The organism is Burkholderia anthinoferrum (genome assembly GCF_002925705.1).
GTDB lineage: Bacteria > Pseudomonadota > Gammaproteobacteria > Burkholderiales > Burkholderiaceae > Burkholderia > Burkholderia semiarida.
Genome location: NZ_LFZP01000052.1, coordinates 181366 through 200701, shown reverse-complemented (window position 1 = coordinate 200701; position 19336 = coordinate 181366). Strand labels below are relative to the sequence as shown.

General features: G+C 68.5%; 15 protein-coding genes and 1 pseudogene. 8 read left to right on the top strand and 8 right to left on the bottom strand.

What is annotated here, in order from left to right; translation table 11 throughout:
• The first annotated feature begins 81 nt into the window (after window positions 1-81).
• A complete protein-coding gene (locus tag C5F75_RS23565; RefSeq protein ID WP_059574502.1) occupies window positions 82-1734 on the top strand; it encodes an acyl-CoA synthetase in 1653 nt (550 codons plus the stop codon).
• 49 nt (window positions 1735-1783) lie between these two features.
• Here C5F75_RS23565 and C5F75_RS23560 read toward each other — a convergent pair whose 3' ends face one another.
• From C5F75_RS23560 to C5F75_RS23550, 3 genes are all read right to left on the bottom strand, one after another.
• Window positions 1784-3754, bottom strand: a complete 1971-nt coding sequence (locus C5F75_RS23560) for a methyl-accepting chemotaxis protein (RefSeq protein ID WP_059608911.1) — start codon at window positions 3752-3754, stop codon at window positions 1784-1786.
• Between the two features lie 138 nt (window positions 3755-3892).
• A complete protein-coding gene (locus C5F75_RS23555; RefSeq protein WP_059574499.1) occupies window positions 3893-4324 on the bottom strand; it encodes a YqaA family protein in 432 nt (143 codons plus the stop codon).
• Between the two features lie 75 nt (window positions 4325-4399).
• The gene (locus C5F75_RS23550; RefSeq protein WP_059574497.1) at window positions 4400-5056 is read right to left on the bottom strand and encodes a LysE family translocator; all 657 of its coding nucleotides are present in this window, start codon (window positions 5054-5056) and stop codon (window positions 4400-4402) included.
• A 284-nt stretch (window positions 5057-5340) separates the two neighbouring features.
• On the opposite strand from C5F75_RS23550, the gene C5F75_RS23545 reads away from it, so the two are divergent.
• The gene (locus C5F75_RS23545; protein WP_059574495.1) at window positions 5341-5823 is read left to right on the top strand and encodes an Lrp/AsnC family transcriptional regulator; all 483 of its coding nucleotides are present in this window, start codon (window positions 5341-5343) and stop codon (window positions 5821-5823) included.
• Window positions 5824-6639: 816 nt separating this feature from the next.
• Here the strand turns inward: C5F75_RS23545 and C5F75_RS23535 are convergent.
• Window positions 6640-8289 (bottom strand): IclR family transcriptional regulator, encoded by a 1650-nt coding sequence (locus C5F75_RS23535; RefSeq protein ID WP_059574492.1) that lies wholly within the window; start codon window positions 8287-8289, stop codon window positions 6640-6642.
• A gap of 177 nt (window positions 8290-8466) precedes the next feature.
• Between C5F75_RS23535 and C5F75_RS23530 the strand changes: the two genes are divergently transcribed.
• Together C5F75_RS23530 and C5F75_RS23525 are read left to right on the top strand one after the other, a co-directional pair.
• Window positions 8467-9426 (top strand): MBL fold metallo-hydrolase, encoded by a 960-nt coding sequence (locus C5F75_RS23530; RefSeq protein ID WP_059574490.1) that lies wholly within the window; start codon window positions 8467-8469, stop codon window positions 9424-9426.
• Window positions 9427-9612: 186 nt separating this feature from the next.
• Window positions 9613-10977: an MFS transporter gene (locus tag C5F75_RS23525; protein ID WP_059574488.1), complete on the top strand. Its 1365-nt coding sequence runs from the start codon at window positions 9613-9615 to the stop codon at window positions 10975-10977.
• Here the strand turns inward: C5F75_RS23525 and C5F75_RS23520 are convergent.
• Window positions 10974-11774: an SDR family NAD(P)-dependent oxidoreductase gene (locus C5F75_RS23520; RefSeq protein ID WP_059574673.1), complete on the bottom strand. Its 801-nt coding sequence runs from the start codon at window positions 11772-11774 to the stop codon at window positions 10974-10976. The genes C5F75_RS23525 and C5F75_RS23520 overlap by 4 nt on opposite strands.
• A gap of 132 nt (window positions 11775-11906) precedes the next feature.
• On the opposite strand from C5F75_RS23520, the gene C5F75_RS23515 reads away from it, so the two are divergent.
• A complete protein-coding gene (locus tag C5F75_RS23515; protein ID WP_059574486.1) occupies window positions 11907-12866 on the top strand; it encodes a GlxA family transcriptional regulator in 960 nt (319 codons plus the stop codon).
• A 74-nt stretch (window positions 12867-12940) separates the two neighbouring features.
• A pseudogene (locus tag C5F75_RS23510) lies at window positions 12941-14088 on the top strand (epoxide hydrolase family protein).
• Between the two features lie 104 nt (window positions 14089-14192).
• Here C5F75_RS23510 and C5F75_RS23505 read toward each other — a convergent pair.
• Complete coding sequence (locus tag C5F75_RS23505; RefSeq protein ID WP_059574484.1) at window positions 14193-14684, bottom strand: 2,4'-dihydroxyacetophenone dioxygenase family protein; 492 nt, start codon at window positions 14682-14684, stop codon at window positions 14193-14195.
• A gap of 126 nt (window positions 14685-14810) precedes the next feature.
• Window positions 14811-15761 (bottom strand): LysR family transcriptional regulator, encoded by a 951-nt coding sequence (locus tag C5F75_RS23500; RefSeq protein ID WP_059574482.1) that lies wholly within the window; start codon window positions 15759-15761, stop codon window positions 14811-14813.
• A 105-nt stretch (window positions 15762-15866) separates the two neighbouring features.
• Here C5F75_RS23500 and C5F75_RS23495 point away from each other — a divergent pair, with 105 nt between their 5' ends.
• Together C5F75_RS23495 and C5F75_RS23490 are read left to right on the top strand one after the other, a co-directional pair.
• Window positions 15867-17222, top strand: coding sequence for an aspartate aminotransferase family protein (locus tag C5F75_RS23495; RefSeq protein WP_059574671.1), 1356 nt, complete (start codon window positions 15867-15869; stop codon window positions 17220-17222).
• A gap of 49 nt (window positions 17223-17271) precedes the next feature.
• Window positions 17272-18789, top strand: coding sequence for a CoA-acylating methylmalonate-semialdehyde dehydrogenase (locus C5F75_RS23490; protein WP_059608910.1), 1518 nt, complete (start codon window positions 17272-17274; stop codon window positions 18787-18789).
• Between the two features lie 95 nt (window positions 18790-18884).
• On the opposite strand, the gene C5F75_RS23485 is transcribed toward C5F75_RS23490, so the two are convergent.
• A complete protein-coding gene (locus C5F75_RS23485; protein ID WP_059574669.1) occupies window positions 18885-19259 on the bottom strand; it encodes a COG4315 family predicted lipoprotein in 375 nt (124 codons plus the stop codon).
• Between the last annotated feature and the right edge of the window lie 77 nt (window positions 19260-19336).

Below are 19336 nucleotides of genomic sequence, written 5' to 3'. Positions count from 1 at the left end.
GTTAGGCTGTCGGCAATTGAACCACATCAAAACGATCCGGGGTGCATGCGCCCCGGTCGACAGAACACGGGAGACAGGATAATGACGCAGATGTTCGAGGCCGGGCTCGGCCGCCGCGACGCCAACTACGTACCGCTCACGCCGATCGATTTCCTGATCCGCGCGGCCGAAGTCTACGGCGAGCGCCTCGCGATCGTGCACGGCGACGTGCGGCGCACGTGGGGCGAAACCTGCACGCGCGCGAAGCAACTGGCGAGCGCGCTCGCGCAGGCCGGCGTCGGGCGCGGCGACACGGTCGCGGCGCTGCTGCCGAACATCCCGGCGATGGTCGAGGCGCACTTCGGCGTGCCGATGGCCGGCGCCGTGCTGAACACGATCAACACGCGGCTCGACGTATCGTCGGTGCTGTTCATGCTGCGTCACGGCGAGGCGAAGGTGCTGATCGTCGACACCGAATATGCGGAGCTCGCGCATCGCGCGGCGCTCGAGGTGCCGGGCCTGAAGATCGTCAGCGTGGCCGACGCGATGCCGGCCGACCCCGACCGTTTCGCGGGCGCGACCGACTACGAGGCGTTCGTGGCCGGCGGCGACCCCGACCATGCATGGACGCCGCCCGCCGACGAATGGGACGCGATCGCGCTGAACTACACGTCCGGCACGACGGGCGACCCGAAGGGCGTCGTCTACCACCATCGCGGCGCGTATCTCGCGGCGATCAGCAACATCCTCGAATGGGACATGCCGAAGCACGCGGTGTATCTGTGGACGCTGCCGATGTTCCACTGCAACGGCTGGTGTTTCCCGTGGGCCGTCGCCGCGCGCGCGGGCGTGAACGTGTGCCTGCGCAAGTTCGACGCGAAGACCGTGTTCGACCTGATCCGCCGCGAGCGCGTCACGCATTACTGCGGCGCGCCGATCGTGCAGAGCGCGATCGCGAACGCGCCGGCCGAGTTGCGCGAAGGCATCGACCACACGGTGCACGCGATGGTCGCGGGCGCGGCGCCCGCGCCGGCGGTGATCGCGAAGATGAAGGAGATCGGCTTCGACCTGCTGCACGTGTACGGGCTGACCGAGGTCTACGGCCCGGCGACCGTCTGCGCGAAGCAGGCGCACTGGGAAGCCGTGTCCGACGAGGAACGCGCGCGGCTCAATGCGCGCCAGGGCGTGCGCTACCACCTCGAAGCGGGCGCGACGGTGCTCGATCCCGACACGATGACGCCGGTGCCGGCCGACGGCGAGACGCTCGGCGAGATCATGTTCCGCGGCAACATCTGCATGAAGGGCTACCTGAAGAACCCGAAGGCGACCGACGAGGCGTTCCACGGCGGCTGGTTCCATACCGGCGATCTCGCGGTGCTGATGCCGGACGGCTATATCCGGATCAAGGATCGCAAGAAGGACATCATCATCTCGGGCGGCGAGAACATCTCGAGCATCGAGGTCGAGGACGCGCTGTACCGGCATCCGGCCGTGGCCGTGGCGGCCGTCGTCGCGATGCCCGACCCGAAATGGGGCGAGGTGCCGTGCGCGTTCGTCGAGCTGCGCGAAGGCGCGAGCGCGACCGAGGCGGAAATCGTCGCGCACTGCCGGCAACTGCTCGCGGGCTTCAAGGTGCCGAAGGCCGTGCGCTTCGGCGAGCTGCCGAAGACCTCGACCGGCAAGATCCAGAAGTTCCAGTTGCGCCATGCGGTCGGCTCGAACACGGCGATCGACCTGGCGGGCGACAAGAAGTAGGCAGCGCACCCGGCCGTGGCCGATCATCGGGCGTCCGTCACGCGCCGCGTCAGAGCCGGAACACGCTGACGGCGTCCGACAGTTGCGAGGCCTGCTCGCGCAGCGCGACGGCCGCGCGCTCGGCATCCGAAATCAGCGTCGCATTCTGCTGCGTCGCTTCGCCGATCTGCGTGACGGCCAGGTTCACCTGCTCGATGCCGGTCGATTGCTCGCGCGACGCGGCGCTGATCTCGCCGATCAGCGTGCGCACCTGGTCGACCCGCGCGACGATGTCGCGCATCGTGCCGCGCGCGGCGTCCGCGATCCGGTAACCCTGTTCGACGGTCGTCGACGATTCGGCGCTCAGCGCGTCGATCTCCTTGACGGCGGCCGCGCTGCGCTGCGCGAGCGCGCGCACCTCGGCCGCGACCACCGCGAAGCCCTTGCCGTGCTCGCCGGCGCGGGCGGCCTCGACGGCCGCGTTCAGCGCGAGGATGTTGGTCTGGAACGCGATGCCTTCGATCGCGCCGGTGATCTCCGCGATCCGGCGCGTCGCGCGGCCGATGTCGTCCATCGTCGCGACCACGCGCTGCACCGCGGCGTCGCCGTTCGTCGCGGCGGCCGATGCGTCCGCGACCAGCGCGTTGGCTTGCGCCGCATGCTCGGCGCTCTGCTGCACGGCGGCGGTGATCTGCTCCATGCTGGCGGCCGTCTGCTCGACGCTGCTCGCCTGCGTCGCGATTCGCGCGGCGATGTCGCTGCTGCCGGCCGCGATGCCGACCGTGCCGTGCGCGATGTCGGCCGCGCCGTTGCGCACCTGCGCGACGATTCGCGCGAGGCCGTCGCCAATCCCGTCGACCGCCTGCACGAGCCGGCCGATCTCGTCGTTGCCCGCGCTGCCGTGCGCGGCCGCGCCGTCGCGGATGCGCACGCTGAGATCGCCCGCCGCATAGCGTTCGGACGCGCGGGCGGCGGCTTCCAGCGGCCGGCTCACGACGCGTCGCACGACGATGACGAACAGCATCGCGAACGCCGCGACGAGCGCGGCGCCGATCATCAGGAAGCGGTTGCGGGTGGCGCGCATCGTGGCCAGCAGTTCGTCGTCGAGCGCGATGCCGCCGACGAGCCATTGCCACTGCGGAATCGTCGTGAAGGACACGAATTTCGCGGTCGGCCCGGCGTCGTGCGCGGCCGGGTCGGTCGACGTGTACGCGAGCCGGCCTTGGGCCGCCGCGAGCATCTGCGCGTAGGGCGCGCGCGTGTCGTCGGCCCGTTGGCCCGCCGCGTCGGGATGCACGACGAAGGTGCCGCGCGACGGCCCCTGCGATGCGTCGAGCACGAAGTAGTAGCCGTTGTCGCCGATCTTCAGCGCGCGGATGCCGTCTTCGACGAGCTTGAGCTCGGCGCCGATGTCGAGGCCGACGAACAGCGCGCCGATCACGCGGCCGCTTACGTCGGTCACCGGCTTGTACTGCGTGATGTACGGCCGGCCGAACAGCTTCGCGAGGCCCGTGTAGCTGCGCCCGGCGACGAGCGGCGCATATGCGGGGCCGGCGCGGTCGAGCTTCGTGCCGACGGCGCGCGCGCCGTCCTGCTTCTTCAGCGACGTCGTGATGCGCACGAAATCGTCGCCGTCGCGCGCGAAGATCGTCGCGATCGCGCCGCTTTTCTTCAGGAACTGGTCGGGAATCGAGTAGTCGAGGTCGAGCGGCTGGCCACCCGCGAGCAGCGTCGGCGCGGCGACGCCGCCGATATCGACGGTGCGGGCCGGGTCGAGCGAGAAATCGGCCGGCAGGAAGCTCGCGAACAACGACATCGAGCGGCTGGCTTCGGCGCTCAGTGCCTTGTCGAACAGGTCGACCATCGCGCGGATCGACTGCTCCTTGTCGTCGATCCGCTGATGCGCTTCGTCGGCGAGCTGCTGGCCGGCGAAATGGGCGAGCGTCCACGCGAACACGGTAAACAGCAGGGCGACGAGCGCGCACGCCAGCGCGGCCAGACGCGCGCCGACGCTCACTCGGCCCGATTGGGTCATTCTCATGAGACATCCTGAGTAGGAGTGAGAGGAGGCGGAACGCACGCGTCACCGCTCGTGGACCCGTTAATACGGCAACTTTCGCGAAATCTTTAGCGGGCGTCGCAGATCACGGGCCCGCAGGCGGGCGAGGGGAGGCGGAGATCAGTGCGTGACGACCCACGCGACGGCCAGATAGCGGCCGACCTTCGCGATCGTCACGATGACGAGAAAGGTCGGCAGCGGCTCGCGCAGCACGCCGGCGATCATCGTCAGCGGATCGCCGATCACCGGCGCCCAGCTCAGCAGCAGCGACCAGCGGCCGTAGCGCGCGTACCAGCGCTCGGCGCGCGCGAGCGCGGACGGCTTGACCGGAAACCAGCGGCGCTCGCGGACGTGCTCGATGCCGCGCCCGAGCGCCCAGTTGATCGCCGAGCCGGCGACATTGCCGATGCTCGCGACCAGCACCAGCGCCCACACGGGTTCGCGCCCGGCGAGCAGCAGGCCGGCGAGCACGGCTTCGGACTGGAGCGGAAACAGGGTCGCGGCGACCATCGACACGGCGAACAGGCCGCCGTAAGTGAGCAATTCGGACATCGCGCGATTGTACTGGCGGCGTCGCCGCCGGTGCGGGGTGTCGCGGTCGCGTGGAAACGAACGCGTCGGCGGTTCTCAGTTCCAGCCGACCATGATCGCGCCCATCCCGACGAGCAGCCCGCCCGTCACGCGGTTCATCGCCCGCATCCGCGCCGGCCGCTGCAACACGCGGCTCAGCCGGTGCGAGAACAGCGCCATCGACGCAACGCCGCCCGCGAACAGCAGCGCGAACGTCGCGGCGAGCAGCAGGTATTGAAGGTTCAGGCTCCAGTCGGCAGTCGGGCTGATGAACTGCGGAAAGAACGACGGAAAGAACAGCAGCGTCTTCGGATTCAGGCCGGAAGTCGCGAGGCCGCGCCAGAACAATGCGCGCCGGGTGTCGGTGTCGGGCGCGACGATCCTCGTTCCTGCATTGGCGTCGGCCGGTGCCGCGGCTGCGCCGGCCGGCGTGCGGCTCAGCCATTGCTTGCCGCCGAGCCACACGAGATACGCGGCGCCGGCCCAGCGCAGCACGGTCAGCGCGTGTTCATCGAGATGGACGAGCGAATTCAGGCAAAGCGCGGTCAGCGCGAGTTGCAGCAGCACGGCGAGCGTGCCGCCCCAGACGCACGGCAGCGCGCGGCGCCAGCCGGTGCGCAGCGCCTGATTCATCGTGAGCAGGTTGACGGGGCCGGGCGCATAGATGAGGACGACGGAAGCGGCGAGGAACGACAGATAAAGCTTGAACGACATACGGACTGGCAAGGAACGGGGAAGCAGGCACCGGCCCCGCACGCGGTCGGATAGGCGTGCGGGCGGCGGGGGATCGCATGCCTGCCGGCCGGCGCCGCAACTCGTGATTGCGGCCGTGCGTCCCGCTGCGACGGGTGATCGCGGGGAGCGTGCCGGGCAGCAGGCATGGAGAAAATGTATCAAGCGGCCCGGTTAAAAGGCTTCCTGTTTTCCAGCAAAACGGCGCTGAAACCGGAATGGCGTTCAGATAGAATCGGGTTTTTCAGTAGAAGATTCTTCTCGTCATGGCTACCCGCGAACGCACGCCGAAAACGCTCGACAATCAGGACCGCAAGATCCTGGGTGCATTGCAGAAAAATGCGCGCCTGTCGAATGCAGAACTCGCCGAACAGATCGGCATGTCGACCACCGCCTGCTGGAACCGCACGCGGCAACTCGAACTCGACGGCTACATCGACGGCTATGTCGCACTGGTCAACCAGCGCAAGCTCGGCTACGCGGACATCGTGGTCCTCGAAGTCACGCTCGATCGCCACGAGGACGACGCGCTGGCGCGCTTCGGCGCCGAACTGGCGGCGCTGCCGGAGGTGCTCGAGGCGTATCTCGTGTCGGGCGAATACGACTACTGGATCAAGGTGGCGGTGGACGGCACGGCCGGCTACGAACGCTTTCTGCGGGAAAAGCTGTACCGGATTTCGAGCATCCGGCATAGCCGCTCGATGTTCGCGCTGCGATGCATGAAGGACGTGCCTTCGATTCAGGTGTGACGGGGGAATTGCGGGCGAGGCCGTTGTCGCGGCGGGCGGCGATGCGGCTTGGCGCTTGCGCGGAGGAAACCGGCGCAGGGCCGACAGGAAGGGCTCGCCGGGGAAAGGGCCCGCGGATACACGAAAACGGATGAATCTTCCGTCCGCGATGGCCGGGCACAATCGCGCGCCGGCGGGGAATGGTTTCTCGCCGAAGCGACCGGTTTACAGCAATCCGCGCCGATAACGGATGAATCGGCGCCGGTATCGGCCTGAAACACGGCTTCTCAAGACGATCTTGAAACGCTCGCCGCGCGGTGAGCGCATTCGGCGGGTTGCGCCCGGCCTCTTGCTACACGACCGGCGCGGCAACAGCCGCTGCCGGCGTGCGTCAGCGCAAGCGGATCAGGCGGCCGGCGCTCCGGCGGCCGGCAATCCGGCTGCCCGCTCAGCGCGGCAGGCGCGCGTGTGCTTCAGCGATGACTTCGCAGTTCTCGAGGTGCAGTGCCCAGGCTTCCGCCAGCAGCTCGCCAACACGTGCGAGCCAGCCAGTGGATTGGGTGGAACGATCGGAGACATTAGACGTTTGCATGACGAAGCCCCATATAGGTGGCGAGTTAGGGATAACCCTAATCATAGCGAAACGTCACCGCTTTGTGAAATTCGATTTCGTTATATGGGAATTCCTGACAATTTATGTTGCTGCTGCGCAACATGAATATTGGCCGCCGCGGCGTGCGGATAGGCGTGACGAGGCCGTGCCGGCACGGCCTCGCGGGGAGAAAGAAAGGGATTCGAGAGAAGGGATTCGAGCGTCCGTTCGGGAAAAGGGTGCGATTACCGGCCGATCCACCCGAAGCGCCAGGACAGCCGCCGCGTCGCGGCCCGCAGCGTCTGCGCCAGCTCGCTGTCCGGCCCGCGCGGGAAGCCGCGCGACGAGCCGATGATTGCGATCACGAGCCGGATGCTGCCGGTGTGATCGAACACGGGCGCGGCGATCGTCCCGATGCCGGGCACCGGCGCGTCGAACGCGAAATCGAGTTCGTCCGCGCGGATCGCCGCGAGCCGCGCGCGGAAGGCCGCGTCATCCGGCGCGACGGGCGCGCCGGCGAGGCGCACGGGCTCGTTGGCGAGCAAGTCGGCCAGCACGTCGTCGGACATGCCGGACGCGAAGAGCCGGCCGATCGCCGTATTGACGAGCGACATCACGGTGCCGACCTGCAGGCTCACGTGCTGCGGCCGCGCCGATTCCTCGAGCCGGATCACGGTCGGCCCGAGCGGCCCGAGCGTCGCGGCGGCCACGCTCATGTCGGTCGCGCCGGCGAGCGCGACGATCTCGGCTTCCGCGTCGCGCGTCGGCGATACGCGCTGCATCGCGATCAGGCCGAGCGCCTGCGCGAGCGGGCCGCCGTCGAAGCAGCCGGCGTCGTCGCGGCTCAACAGGCCGATCTTCTGCAGGCTGACGAGATGCGGAAACGCCTTCGCGGCCGGCATGCCGGCCGCCGTCGCGAGATCGCGCAGCGGCAGCGCGCGGCCCGCCGAGACCAGCGCGAGCAGCAAGTCGCCGGTGCTGTCGAGGGCATTGATCCCGCGTTGCGCTTTCGCGTCGTCGGCGAGCGCGGGCGGCACGCGCGCCGCGGCCAACGCCGGCGCGGGCGTCGGTTCCGCATCCACCGCGCCGAGCGACGCGGTCGCCTGACGCGCCGCGTCGCGCAAGGCCGCCGCGATCGGCCCGTTCCAGTCGACATCGATCGATCCCGTCGAACCGATCACCGTCAACGCGAGTTGCAGGCGCCCGTGTGCATCGAAAACAGGCACGCACATCCCGCTGACGCCGGGGCTGGGCCGGTCGATGCTGCGGTCGATGCCGCGCGCGCGGATCGCGTCGAGTTCGACGTGCTGTGCATCGGCGTCCGGCGCGGCCGGCTCGCGTTCGGCGCCGGCGAGCGTATCGCCCGCGCCGGCCTGGCTGGCCGCCATCGCGTCGAGTTGCGCGGCGTCGCCGAACGCGCGGAACACGCGGCCGGTTGCCGTTGTGTCGAGCGACATCACCGAACCGACGTGCAGGTTCACGTGTAACGGATAGCCGCCGTGCTCGATGCGCACGATCGTCGGGCCGAGCACGCCCGGCACCGACAACGCGACGCTCAGGCCGACCGTTTCCGCGAGCCGCACCGCATGCGGCAGCGTCGCGCGATAGGCCGGCTGGCGCTCGATCGACATCAGCCCGAGCCGCAGCGACAGCGGGCCGGGCTCGTAGTTGCCGGTGATCGCGTCGCGTTTCACGAGCGCGAGCCGCGTCAGGCTCACGAGATAGGTGTGCGCCTGCGCGGTGGAGAGGTCGGCCGCCGCGGCGAGCTCCGACAGCCCGAGCGGCTTGCGCCGGCGCGCGAGCGCGTCGAGCAGCCGGCCGCCGACCTCGACACTCTGGATGCCGCGCTGCGCCTTGGGCGGCGCATCGTCCGCGCTGACTTCGTGGTTCTGCACGCGATGATTCTTCCGTTGACGAAACCCCGCATGGTATCCGACGCCATTTCTCGCGCCAGCCCGCAGGTTTACCCGTATTAGACAATAGCAAGCGTGTTTGCCATTGACAAATATTCGATGCGGGCAGATGATCCGCTCATTCCCCTCAACACATGGCTCGCAGCCACGGAACGCACAATGGCCAAAGCATTCGCCTCCCAAGCCGATCTGGAAGAGAAGAAAGTCACCTGGACGCAGCTGTCCGAGAACGCGTACGCGTACACAGCCGAAGGCGATCCGAACTCCGGCGTGATCATCGGCGACGACAGCGTGCTGATCGTCGACACGACCGCGACGCCCGCGATGGCGCAGGACCTGATCGCGAGGATCCGCAGCGTGACCGACAAGCCGATCAAGCACGTGGTGCTGTCGCATTACCACGCGGTGCGCGTGCTCGGCGCGTCCGCGTATTTCGCCGAAGGCGCGCAGCACGTGATCGCGAGCCGCGGCACGTACGAGATGATCGTCGAGCGCGGCGAGGCCGACATGAAGTCGGAGATCGAGCGCTTCCCGCGCCTGTTCGCCGGCGTCGAGACGGTGCCGGGGCTGACGTGGCCGACGCTCGTGTTCGAGCGCGAGATCACGCTGTTTCTCGGCAAGCTCGAAGTGAAGATCATGCACGTCGGCTCGGGCCACACGAAGGGCGACACGATCGTGTGGCTGCCGTCGCAGAAGGTGCTGTTCTCCGGCGACCTCGTCGAATACGACGCCGCGTGCTATTGCGGCGACGCGCAGCTCGAACAGTGGCCGGCCACGCTCGAGGCGCTGCGCGCGCTCGGCGCCGAGAAACTCGTCCCGGGCCGCGGCCCCGCGCTGCTGAATCCGGCCGAAGTGAACAAGGGCCTCGACTACACGAAGGATTTCGTCACGACGCTGCTCGCGCAGGGCCGCAAGGCCGTCGAGCGCAATCTCGACCTGAAGGCGGCGATGGCGCTCACGCGCGAGGCGATGGACCCGAAGTTCGGCCACGTGTTCATCTACGAGCACTGTCTGCCGTTCGACGTGTCGCGCGCGTTCGACGAAGCGAGCGGCATCACGCATCCGCGCATCTGGACCGCGCAGCGCGACAAGGAGATGTGGGCCGCGCTCCAGGAGTGAATCGCTCAAGGCGGCGGCGCGGTGTTCAGATGACCGCGCCGCCGTTTCCCTGACGGTTGCGGCATTCGCGGCGGCATCGCGCCGCGGAGCCGGCGGCCGTATCCGGTCTCACAAGAAAGCAGGGCGCACGCACGCCCTCGGAGACTGCCGCGCGCTCGACATCGCGCGGCCCGTTTGGAGAGAGACATGCCCCAATCGCTTCCCGCCGAAGCGACGCTCGCGCACGCGAGCGCTTCGGCTTCCGTATCCGACTCCGCAATCGGCGACGCGCTGCTGTTCCGCAAGATCGCGTGGCGGATCGTTCCGTTCCTGTTCCTCTGCTACGTCGTGTCGTTTCTCGACCGCATCAACATCGGCTTCGCGCAGTTGCAGATGAAGCACGACCTCGGCTTCAGCGATGCGATGTACGGCCTCGGCGCCGCGGTGTTCTACGTCGGCTACGTGTTCTGCGAAGTGCCGAGCAACATGCTGCTCGCGCGGTTCGGCGCGCGCCGCACGTTCACGCGGATCATGCTGCTGTGGGGCCTCGCGTCGACCGGGATGATGTTCGTGTCGCAGCCGTCGCATTTCTACGTGCTGCGCTTCCTGCTCGGCGTGTTCGAGGCCGGCTTCTTCCCCGGCATCGTGCTGTACCTGACCTACTGGTTTCCCGCGAACCGGCGGGCGGCGGCGATCTCGGTGTTCTTCGCGGGCGTCGCGGTGGCCGGCGTGCTCGGCGGGCTGTTGTCCGGCTGGATCATGCGCGACATGAGCGGCGTGCTCGGGCTGCACGGCTGGCAGTGGATGTTCGCGATCGAAGGCGCGCCGGCGATCCTGCTCGCGTTCGCCGCGTTCACGTTGCTCGTCGACCGGCCGCGGGACGCCACGTGGCTCACGGCCGACGAAAAGGCGCGCGTCGCCGCGCTGTGCGCCGAAGGCCGAGCACCCGGCGGCGCGCACGACGGGCGCAGCGTGATGGCCGCGCTCGCGAACCCGCGCGTGTACCTGTTCGCGTTCATCTATTTCTCGCTGACCTGCGCGTCGCTGACGCTCAACTTCTGGATGCCGCTGATGATCCGCGACTTCGGCGTGACCGACGTCGTCGCCGTGAGCCTCTACACGGTCGTGCCGAATGCGGTGGGCGCGGTGGGGCTGGTGCTGATCGCGCGCCGCTCGGACCGCACCGGCGAGCGCCGCAAGCACTTCGCGTGCTGCACGATCGGCGGCGGCCTCGCACTCGCGGCGCTGACGCTGCATCTGCACAGCTTCGCTGCGATGCTCGCGTGCCTGTCGATCGCGGCGACGCTGATCTTCGCCGCGCTGCCGATCTTCTGGGCCGTGCCGACCCGCTACCTGTCCGGCAACGCGGCCGCGGCCGGGATCGCGCTGATCAGCAGCATCGGGATCACGAGCGGCATCGTCAGCCCGTGGGTGATCGGGATGATCCGCACGCGCACGGGCAGCATGGATCTCGCCGTGTACCTGCTCGCCGCGCTGCTGGTCGCGAGCGGGGTGGCGCTGATGCTCGGCGTGCGCGCCGCCCCGCGCGGCGCGGGCCCCGCCGCCAACTAGCGCGCCGCGGTGTAACGCGGCGCGGGCGTATCGGCCGACAAATGCGGCGCCATCGTGCGGCGCGCGGCCTCGTACGCCTCCCATTCGTCGCCCGCGTGCAGCGACGGGATCGTCACGAGTTCGCCTCGATCGAACCCGACCAGGGCGGCATCGACCATGTCCTGTGCGGTCATTACGATTTCCTTCGGCAGATGCTCGAGCGGCAGGCCGCCCGTCTGCCAGAAATCGGTGGCCGTTGCGCCGGGCAGCACGGCCTGCACCTGCACGCCCTGCTCGGCGAGTTCGTGATGCAGCGACTGGCTGAACGCGAGCACGAACGCCTTGCTGCCGCCGTACACGCCGTTCAGCGTTTCCGGCGAGATCGCGACGATCGACGAAATGTTGATCACCGCGCCGCGGCCGCGTGCGACGAAGCCGGGCACGGCCGCATAGGTCAGCCGCGTGAGCGCGGTCACGTTCAGGTCGATCATCCGCGTCATCGCGTCGACGTCGCTGTCGAGCAGCGGCGCATGCGTGCCGACGCCCGCGTTGTTCACGAGCAGCGTGATGCTCGCGTCCTGTTTCAGCTTCGCTTCGACGGCGGCGAGCGCCGCGCGGTCGTTGAGGTCCGCGTCGACGATCTCGACGCTGCGCCGCGTGTCGTTCGTGATGCGGTCGGCGAGGGCGTTCAGCCGGTCGCGGTTGCGCGCGACCAGGATCAGGTCGTAGCCGCGGCGCGCGAGGCGGTCCGCGTAGACGGCGCCGATGCCCGACGACGCGCCGGTGATGAGGGCGGTACCGCGATGTGCTTGCGTCATGATGTGCTCCGTTTCGATGAGGGTGGCCGGATGGCGTGAACGCATTCTGGCCTCGACGCGCCGCGACATAAATGACGTAGATGGGTATGATTTCGGACATCGGGCCAATCGGCACACGATCGGAGAGCGCATATGCACCGAATCGGCTTCTTGATCAGCGACGGTTTCCAGATCATGGCGCTCGCCGCGCAGTCGGTGTTCGAGTACGCGAACATCGGGATGGACGCGCCGTTCTACGCGATGGACAACTATTCGGTCGACGGCGGCGACGTGCGCTCGTCGCTCGGGCTGCCGGTCGCCACGCGCGCGCTGCGCGGGCGGCTCGGCGTCGATACGTGGATCGTCGCGGGCGTCAACGACCCGCTTGCCGCGCCAGCGCCGGCCGGCGTCGTCGCGTACCTGCGCCGCGCGAATGCGCACGCGCGGCGGATCGCCGGCATCTGTACGGGCGCGTTCGTGCTGGCCGAGGCCGGGCTGCTCGCGCAGCGTCGCGCGACCACGCACTGGGCGTTCGGCCGCGACATGCAGCGGCACTACCCGGAGATCCGCGTCGAGGACGACCGGATCTTCATCGTCGACGGTCCGATCTGGACGTCGGCCGGGATGACGGCTGGCCTCGATCTCGCGCTCGCGATGGTGGAAAAGGATCTCGGCGCCGACGCCGCGCGCTCGGTCGCGCACAAGCTGGTGATGCATCAGCGCCGGGCCGGCGGCCAGTCGCAGCATTCGGAAATGCTTGCGCTTGCGCCGAAATCCGACCGGATCCAGAACGCGCTCGACTACGCGCGGCAAAACCTCGGCCGTGCGCTCAGCGTCGAGGAGCTGGCCGAGGCCGTGCACCTGAGCCCGCGCCAGTTCAGCCGCGTGTTTACGCTCGAAACCGGGCAGTCGCCCGCGAAGGCGATCGAGCGGCTGCGGCTCGAATCGGCGCGGCTGATGATCGAGCAAAGCCGCCACCCGCTCGACGTGATCGCGAAGGAGAACGGTTTTCGCGACCGCCGGCACATGCGCGACGCGTTCGTGCGCGGGTTCGGCGTGCCGCCGCAGGCGTTGCGGCGCGACGCGCGCGCGGACGAACGGGAAACGCGCTGACGCACGCGGCCGCCGCCAGCGCGGGTCCGAAAAAGCGCGCAGAATCGCGTCGACATGTTTCGCGAGGAGACACGATGCGCGCCGAGCCGTTCGATATTGCGATACCCGATCAAGCCCTTGACGACCTGCGTCGGCGCGTGCGCGACAGCCGCCCGCCGAACCTCACACCGGCCGAGCCCTGGCAGCAGGGCGTCGACGGCACGTGGCTGCGCGAACTGGCCGCGTACTGGGTCGACGGCTTCGATTGGCGCGCGGCGGAACGTGCGCTGAACCGGCTGCCGCAGTTCGTCGCGGACGTCGGCGGCCGGCGCGTGCATTTCGTGCATCGGCGCGGCACGGGGCCGAAACCCTATCCGCTCGTCGTCACGCACGGCTGGCCCGGTTCCGCATTCGAATTCCACGCGCTGATCGACCGCCTGTGCGATCCGGCTGCGTTCGGCGGCGATCCGGACGACGCATTCGACATCGTCGCGCCGTCGCTGCCGGGCTTCCTGTTTTCTCCCGCACCGGCGGCGCCCGGCACGTCGGCGCCCAGGTCGCCGACTGCTGGGCGGAATTGATGGCCGGCCTCGGCTACCCACGGTTCGGCGCGCAGGGCGGCGACCTGGGCGCGGGCGTGTCGGTCGCGCTCGGTGCGCGGCATGAGGGCGTGGTCGACGGCATCCATCTGAACTACCTGCCCGGCAACTACGAACCGCCGATCGACGCGGCGCGGCCGCTGACCGACGACGAGCAGGCGTTCCTGAAGCAGCGCGGCGAGTGGGCGGTGCTCGAAGGCGGGTACGCGCACGTCCACATGACGAAGCCGCGGACGCTGGCCGTCGCGCTCAACGATTCGCCGCTCGGGCTGGCCGCGTGGATCGCCGAGAAATTCCGTGCGTGGAGCGATTGCGACGGCGATGTCGCGCGGCGGTTTTCGCACGACACGCTGCTGACGGGCATATCGCTGTACTGGTTCACCGGCTGCATCGGCTCGTCGATGCAGATGTATTGGGAAAACCGGCTGCAGCCGATGCGGTTTGCGGCCGGGCAACGCGTGGCGGCGCCGGTCGCGTTCGCGCGTTTTCCGAAGGAGATCAGCCGCCCGCCGCGCAGTTGGCTCGAACGTGTGTTCGACGTCGCGCAGTGGACCGACATGCCGAGCGGCGGCCATTTCGCCGCGATGGAGGAGCCGGATCTGCTGGCCGACGATATTCGGCGGTTTTTCCGGCGATTTCGGTAACGAGCGGGGTGGCCGGCGAAGCGTGCCGGCGGCCATTCGGGCGATCGGCCGCGGCACCGCCGCGCGGATCGCGCGGCGCCGACGTCGCCTGTCTTGTCATGTACTTACCGCGTCACGAACGCCGAGGCCGCATCCGGCGCCGTCCGCGCATGCTTGCGCTGGCGCAGCAGCGCGACGCGGCAGTTCTCGCGCGCCGTTTCGCGGCCGTCGTCGTCGAGCAGCACGAGGTCGCCGCGCATCACGTTCAGCGTGATGACATCCTCACCGGGTGCGCCGAGCGTTTCCGGCGTATGCACCGAGCCGGCCGGTTCGAGCACCGTCGAACCGGCGCGCGCGACCCAGTCGTATTCGCGGTAGCGCCACGCCCCCTGCAGCGTATGGACGAACACCTCGCCGTCGTGGCGGTGGCGCGGCAGCGTGCCGCCGGCCGGCATCTTCAGCAGCGCGGTAAGCGTGTCCTCGGCCGCATTGATGTGCAGGTACTTGATCGCGAGCCCCGGCAGGTCGGCGCTCATCGGCAACCACGGCAGCGCGTCGCCGGGCAGGCACGAGATCGGCGGCAGATCGGTGGAGAGCGGGGCGGACGGCTGCGTCATGGCGGAAGGCGGCGTGGAAACGGAAAGAGGTTGGCATTATCGCAGAGCGTCGCGACCCATTTCGTCGCACTCAGGCGGGCGTGGCCGGGCCCGCGCGGCGACGGGGCCTGACCGAGCCGGAAACCGCTACGCCGCCGGCCGCACCGCCGCATGCGCGGCTTCGAGGCACGACTGGAACAGCAGCGCGGCCCGCGACGGCCGCGGCGAGCGCCGCAGCAGGCTCACGAACCGGCACTGGTAATTGAACCGGTGCGGCGCGACCGGCTGCATCAGCCCCTTGTTTTCGAAACTCTCCGCGTAGTGATCGGGCAGGAAGCCGAGATAGCGGCCGGACAGGATCAGCGTCGCGATCGATTCCTGGTCCGACGCGGTCGCGCTGCGGGTGAGCTTCGCGCGATGGCTCAGTTCCATGTTCGGCGAATGGAAACCGAGCCCGGCGAATGCGTGATTGCGGATCGTCGTCCACGTGAGCTTGCCGTGCGGCGCGTCGAACAGCGGATGCTGGCGGCCGCAATAGAGCAGCATCCGTTCGTCGAACAGCGACGAATACACGAGGCTGCCCGAGTTGCGGTGCGCCGGAATGATCCCGACCTGATAGCTGCCGTCGATGATCCCGCGCTCGACCTCGTTGATCGACGCGACGTGCAGGTTCAGCGCGACGTCGGGCGCTTCGTCCGCGAATTGGCGAATCGCGTCGCCCAGGCGCGCATGCGGATTGGTGGCCGTCTTGTCGAACACCGCGATGTGCAGTTCTCCGCCCATCCTGTCATGAATGCCGTCGATCCTGCTGCGAAATGCTTCCATCGACGCGAGCAGCCGCAGCGTTTCCTCGTACACCGTCTGCCCCTCGGGCGTCAGCGTGAAGCCCGCGCGGCCGCGCCGGCACAGCACGAGGCCGAGCCGCGTTTCCAGATCCTTCACGTGCCGGCTGATCGTCGAGATGCCGATATTCAGTTCCAACTCGGCCGCCGCCATCCCGCCGCACTGCACGACGCCCTTGAAGACTCGCAGCAGGCGCAGGTCCATGTCGCTGAGCTGCCCGAGCAGCGCGCGGCTCTTCGGTTTCTTTGCTTGCATGGATGAGCAAGTGAACATTGATATTGCGATATTCAAAAGACTAATTGGCGTCCCGACAATGTGCAACATCATTACCAGGAGGAGGGGCGCGCCGCGCCGACCGACATGACCGACATCACCACCGCCCAGCACGACGAAACCAACCTCCGCACCGACGCCGCGTGGCTCGATGCGCACTGGATGCCGTTCACGGCGAACCGCCAGTTCAAGGCCGATCCGCGCCTGATCGTGTCGGGCAAGGGCGCGTATTACACCGACGCCGAAGGCCGCAAGATCTTCGACGGCCTGTCGGGCCTCTGGTGCACGGGCCTCGGTCACGGCCGCACGGAAATCGTCGAAGCCGTGAGCCGTCAGGTCGCGCAGCTCGACTATGCGCCGGCCTTCCAGTTCGGCCATCCGAAATCGTTCGAGCTCGCCAACAAGATCAAGGAACTCACGCCGGCCGGCCTCGACTACGTGTTCTTCACGGGCTCGGGCTCGGAAGCGGCCGACACGTCGCTGAAGCTGGCCCGCGCGTACTGGCGCGCGAAAGGCAAGGGCACGAAGACGCGCCTGATCGGCCGCGAGAAGGGTTACCACGGCGTGAACTTCGGCGGCATCTCGGTCGGCGGGATCGGGCCGAACCGCAAGCTGTTCGGCCAGGGCCTCGACGCCGACTTCCTGCCGCATACGCAACTGGCCGAGAACAAGTTCTCGCGCGGCATGCCGGAGCACGGCGCCGAGCTGGCCGACCGCCTGCTCGAGCTGATCGCGCTGCACGACGCATCGAACATCGCGGCCGTGATCGTCGAGCCGTTCTCCGGTTCGGCGGGCGTGGTCGTGCCGCCGAAGGGCTATCTGAAGCGCCTGCGCGACATCTGTACTGCGCACGACATCCTGCTGATCTTCGACGAGGTCATCACGGGCTTCGGCCGGGCCGGCGCGATGACGGGCGCCGACGCATTCGGCGTGGTGCCGGACATCATGAACTTCGCGAAGCAGGTGACGAACGGCACGCAGCCGCTCGGCGGCGTGATCGCGACGAAGGAGATCTACGACACGTTCATGGCCGCGGGCGGCCCCGAGTACATGCTCGAGTTCCCGCACGGCTACACGTATTCGGCGCACCCGGTCGCCTGCGCGGCCGGCGTCGCGGCGCTCGACCTGCTGGTGAAGGAAGACGCGGTGGCCCGCGTGCGCGATCTCGCGCCGCATTTCGAGGCGGCCGTGCACGGGCTGAAGGGCCAGCGCCACATCGCGGACATCCGCAACTACGGGCTGGCGGCCGGCCTGACGATCGCCGCGCTGCCGGGCGAGCCGGCACGGCGCCCGTACGAAATCGCGATGCGCTGCTGGGCGAAGGGCTTCTACGTGCGCTACGGCGGCGACACGATCCAGCTCGCGCCGCCGTTCATCGCCGAGAAGCGCGAGATCGACAACCTGGTCAACGCGCTGTCCGACGCACTGAACGAAGTGGATTGAGCCCGCGCTCGTTCCAAGCGACAACCGAATTCACGAAAGAGCCCCAACGATGAAACACGACAGCAATGTGACCTCCACCGTCGGCCACCTGATCGACGGTAAGCGCGTCGACGGCGGCAGCCGCGTCCAGCCGGTGTTCGACCCGGCCACCGGCGAATCGCACAAGAGCGTCGCGCTCGCCGACAAGCCGACCGTCGAAGCCGCGATCGCGTCCGCGCAGGCCGCGTTTCCGGCCTGGCGCAACACGCCGCCGCTGAAGCGCGCCCGCGTGATGAGCCGCTTCAAGACGCTGCTCGAGGAGCACGCGGAAGAACTGTGCGCGCTGATCACCGCCGAGCACGGCAAGGTGCTCGCCGATGCGATGGGCGAACTGCAGCGCGGGATCGAGAACGTCGAGTACGCGAGCTACGTGCCCGAGCTGCTGAAGGGCGAGCACAGCAAGAACGTCGGCCCCGCGATCGATTCGTGGAGCGAGTTCCAGGCGCTCGGCGTCGCGGCCGGCATCACGCCGTTCAACTTCCCGGTGATGGTGCCGCTGTGGATGTGGCCGATGGCCGTCGCGTGCGGCAACACGTTCGTGCTGAAGCCGTCCGAGCGCACGCCGTCGTCGACGCTGCGCATGGCCGAGCTCGCGCTCGAAGCCGGCCTGCCGCCGGGCGTGCTGAACGTCGTGAACGGCGACAAGGAAGCGGTCGATACGATCCTGACCGATCCGCGCGTGAAGGCGGTGAGCTTCGTCGGCTCGACGCCGATCGCCGAATATATCTACGCGACCGGCTGCGCGCACGGCAAGCGCGTGCAGGCGCTCGGCGGCGCGAAGAACTTCGCGGTCGTGATGCCGGATGCCGATATCCCCAACGCGGTGAACGCGCTGATGGGCGCCGCGTACGGCTCGTGCGGCGAGCGCTGCATGGCGATTCCGCTCGTCGTCGCGATCGGCGACGAAACGGGGGACCAGGTCGTCGCGGGGCTGAAGGCCGAGATCGAGAAGATGAAGGTCGGCCCGGGCAACGGCGCGGGCGTCGACATGGGCCCGCTCGTCACACAGCAGCATTTCGAGAAGGTCACCGGTTTCGTCGAGGCGGGTGTGGCGGCGGGCGCGACGCTCGTCGTCGACGGTCGCGGCGTGAAGGTCGACGGCCATGACGGCGGCTACTACCTCGGCCCGTGCCTGTTCGACAACGTGAAGCCCGGCATGCCGATCTATCAGCACGAGATCTTCGGGCCCGTGCTCGGCGTGATCCGCCTGAAGTCGCTCGACGAGGCGATGGCGCTGATCGATGCGCACGAGTACGGCAACGGCACGTGCCTGTTCACGCGCGACGGCGAGGCCGCGCGCTACTTCAGCGACAATATCCAGATCGGCATGGTGGGTATCAACGTGCCGTTGCCGGTGCCGGTCGCGTATCACTCGTTCGGCGGCTGGAAGCGTTCGCTGTTCGGCGATCTGCACGCGTACGGCCCGGATGCCGTGCGCTTCTATACGAAGCGCAAGACGATCACGCAGCGTTGGCCGTCGGCCGGCGTGCGCGAAGGAACGGTGTTCAGCTTCCCGTCGAACCGCTGAGCTGACGCGCGCACCGGCTGCATCCAGCCGGTGCGACCTGCGGAACTGCCAGGGCCCGCCCCGATCGCGCGATCGGCGGCGGGCCTTTTACGTGCTTACGGCGCGACCACGTGCCACACGTTCTTGAAGTTGTCGCCGTTGCGTTCGCCCTGTTTCATGTCCTTCGAGAAGAAGTACAGCGGCTTGCCCTTGTACGCCCATTGCGGGCTGCCGTCGTCGCGCTTGACGATCGTGTAGGGGCCGACCGGTACGTCGGTCGCGCTGGCCTTGTACGGCGGCCAGAGGGTTTCGCATGGGCCTGAACAGGCGCTGGTGCCGGCGTTGGGCTTGTCCTTGTCGAACGTGTAGACGGTCATCCCGTTCGCGGCGACGAGTGCGCCGTTTTCTTCCTTCGTGATGGAACCCTGGGCCGTGGCCGAAGCTGACGCAATGGCGAGCAGGGCGGAGCTGACGAGCAGCGCGGCTTTCATGAGTGCCTCCTGATAGTCCGGTGAGCGGCCGCGATCGCGCACGGGCGAGCGTGCGCCGGAATCGCGATGAATGGTGC

Bases quoted from the DNA above. Each gene is read 5' to 3' on its own strand.
- C5F75_RS23565 (WP_059574502.1), top strand. From the start codon at position 82: ATGACGCAGATGTTCGAGGCCGGGCTCGGCCGCCGCGACGCCAACTAC.
- C5F75_RS23560 (WP_059608911.1), bottom strand. From the start codon at position 3,754: ATGAGAATGACCCAATCGGGCCGAGTGAGCGTCGGCGCGCGTCTGGCC.
- C5F75_RS23555 (WP_059574499.1), bottom strand. From the start codon at position 4,324: ATGTCCGAATTGCTCACTTACGGCGGCCTGTTCGCCGTGTCGATGGTC.
- C5F75_RS23550 (WP_059574497.1), bottom strand. From the start codon at position 5,056: ATGTCGTTCAAGCTTTATCTGTCGTTCCTCGCCGCTTCCGTCGTCCTC.
- C5F75_RS23545 (WP_059574495.1), top strand. From the start codon at position 5,341: ATGGCTACCCGCGAACGCACGCCGAAAACGCTCGACAATCAGGACCGC.
- C5F75_RS23530 (WP_059574490.1), top strand. From the start codon at position 8,467: ATGGCCAAAGCATTCGCCTCCCAAGCCGATCTGGAAGAGAAGAAAGTC.
- C5F75_RS23525 (WP_059574488.1), top strand. From the start codon at position 9,613: ATGCCCCAATCGCTTCCCGCCGAAGCGACGCTCGCGCACGCGAGCGCT.
- C5F75_RS23520 (WP_059574673.1), bottom strand. From the start codon at position 11,774: ATGACGCAAGCACATCGCGGTACCGCCCTCATCACCGGCGCGTCGTCG.
- C5F75_RS23515 (WP_059574486.1), top strand. From the start codon at position 11,907: ATGCACCGAATCGGCTTCTTGATCAGCGACGGTTTCCAGATCATGGCG.
- C5F75_RS23505 (WP_059574484.1), bottom strand. From the start codon at position 14,684: ATGACGCAGCCGTCCGCCCCGCTCTCCACCGATCTGCCGCCGATCTCG.
- C5F75_RS23500 (WP_059574482.1), bottom strand. From the start codon at position 15,761: ATGCAAGCAAAGAAACCGAAGAGCCGCGCGCTGCTCGGGCAGCTCAGC.
- C5F75_RS23495 (WP_059574671.1), top strand. From the start codon at position 15,867: ATGACCGACATCACCACCGCCCAGCACGACGAAACCAACCTCCGCACC.
- C5F75_RS23490 (WP_059608910.1), top strand. From the start codon at position 17,272: ATGAAACACGACAGCAATGTGACCTCCACCGTCGGCCACCTGATCGAC.
- C5F75_RS23485 (WP_059574669.1), bottom strand. From the start codon at position 19,259: ATGAAAGCCGCGCTGCTCGTCAGCTCCGCCCTGCTCGCCATTGCGTCA.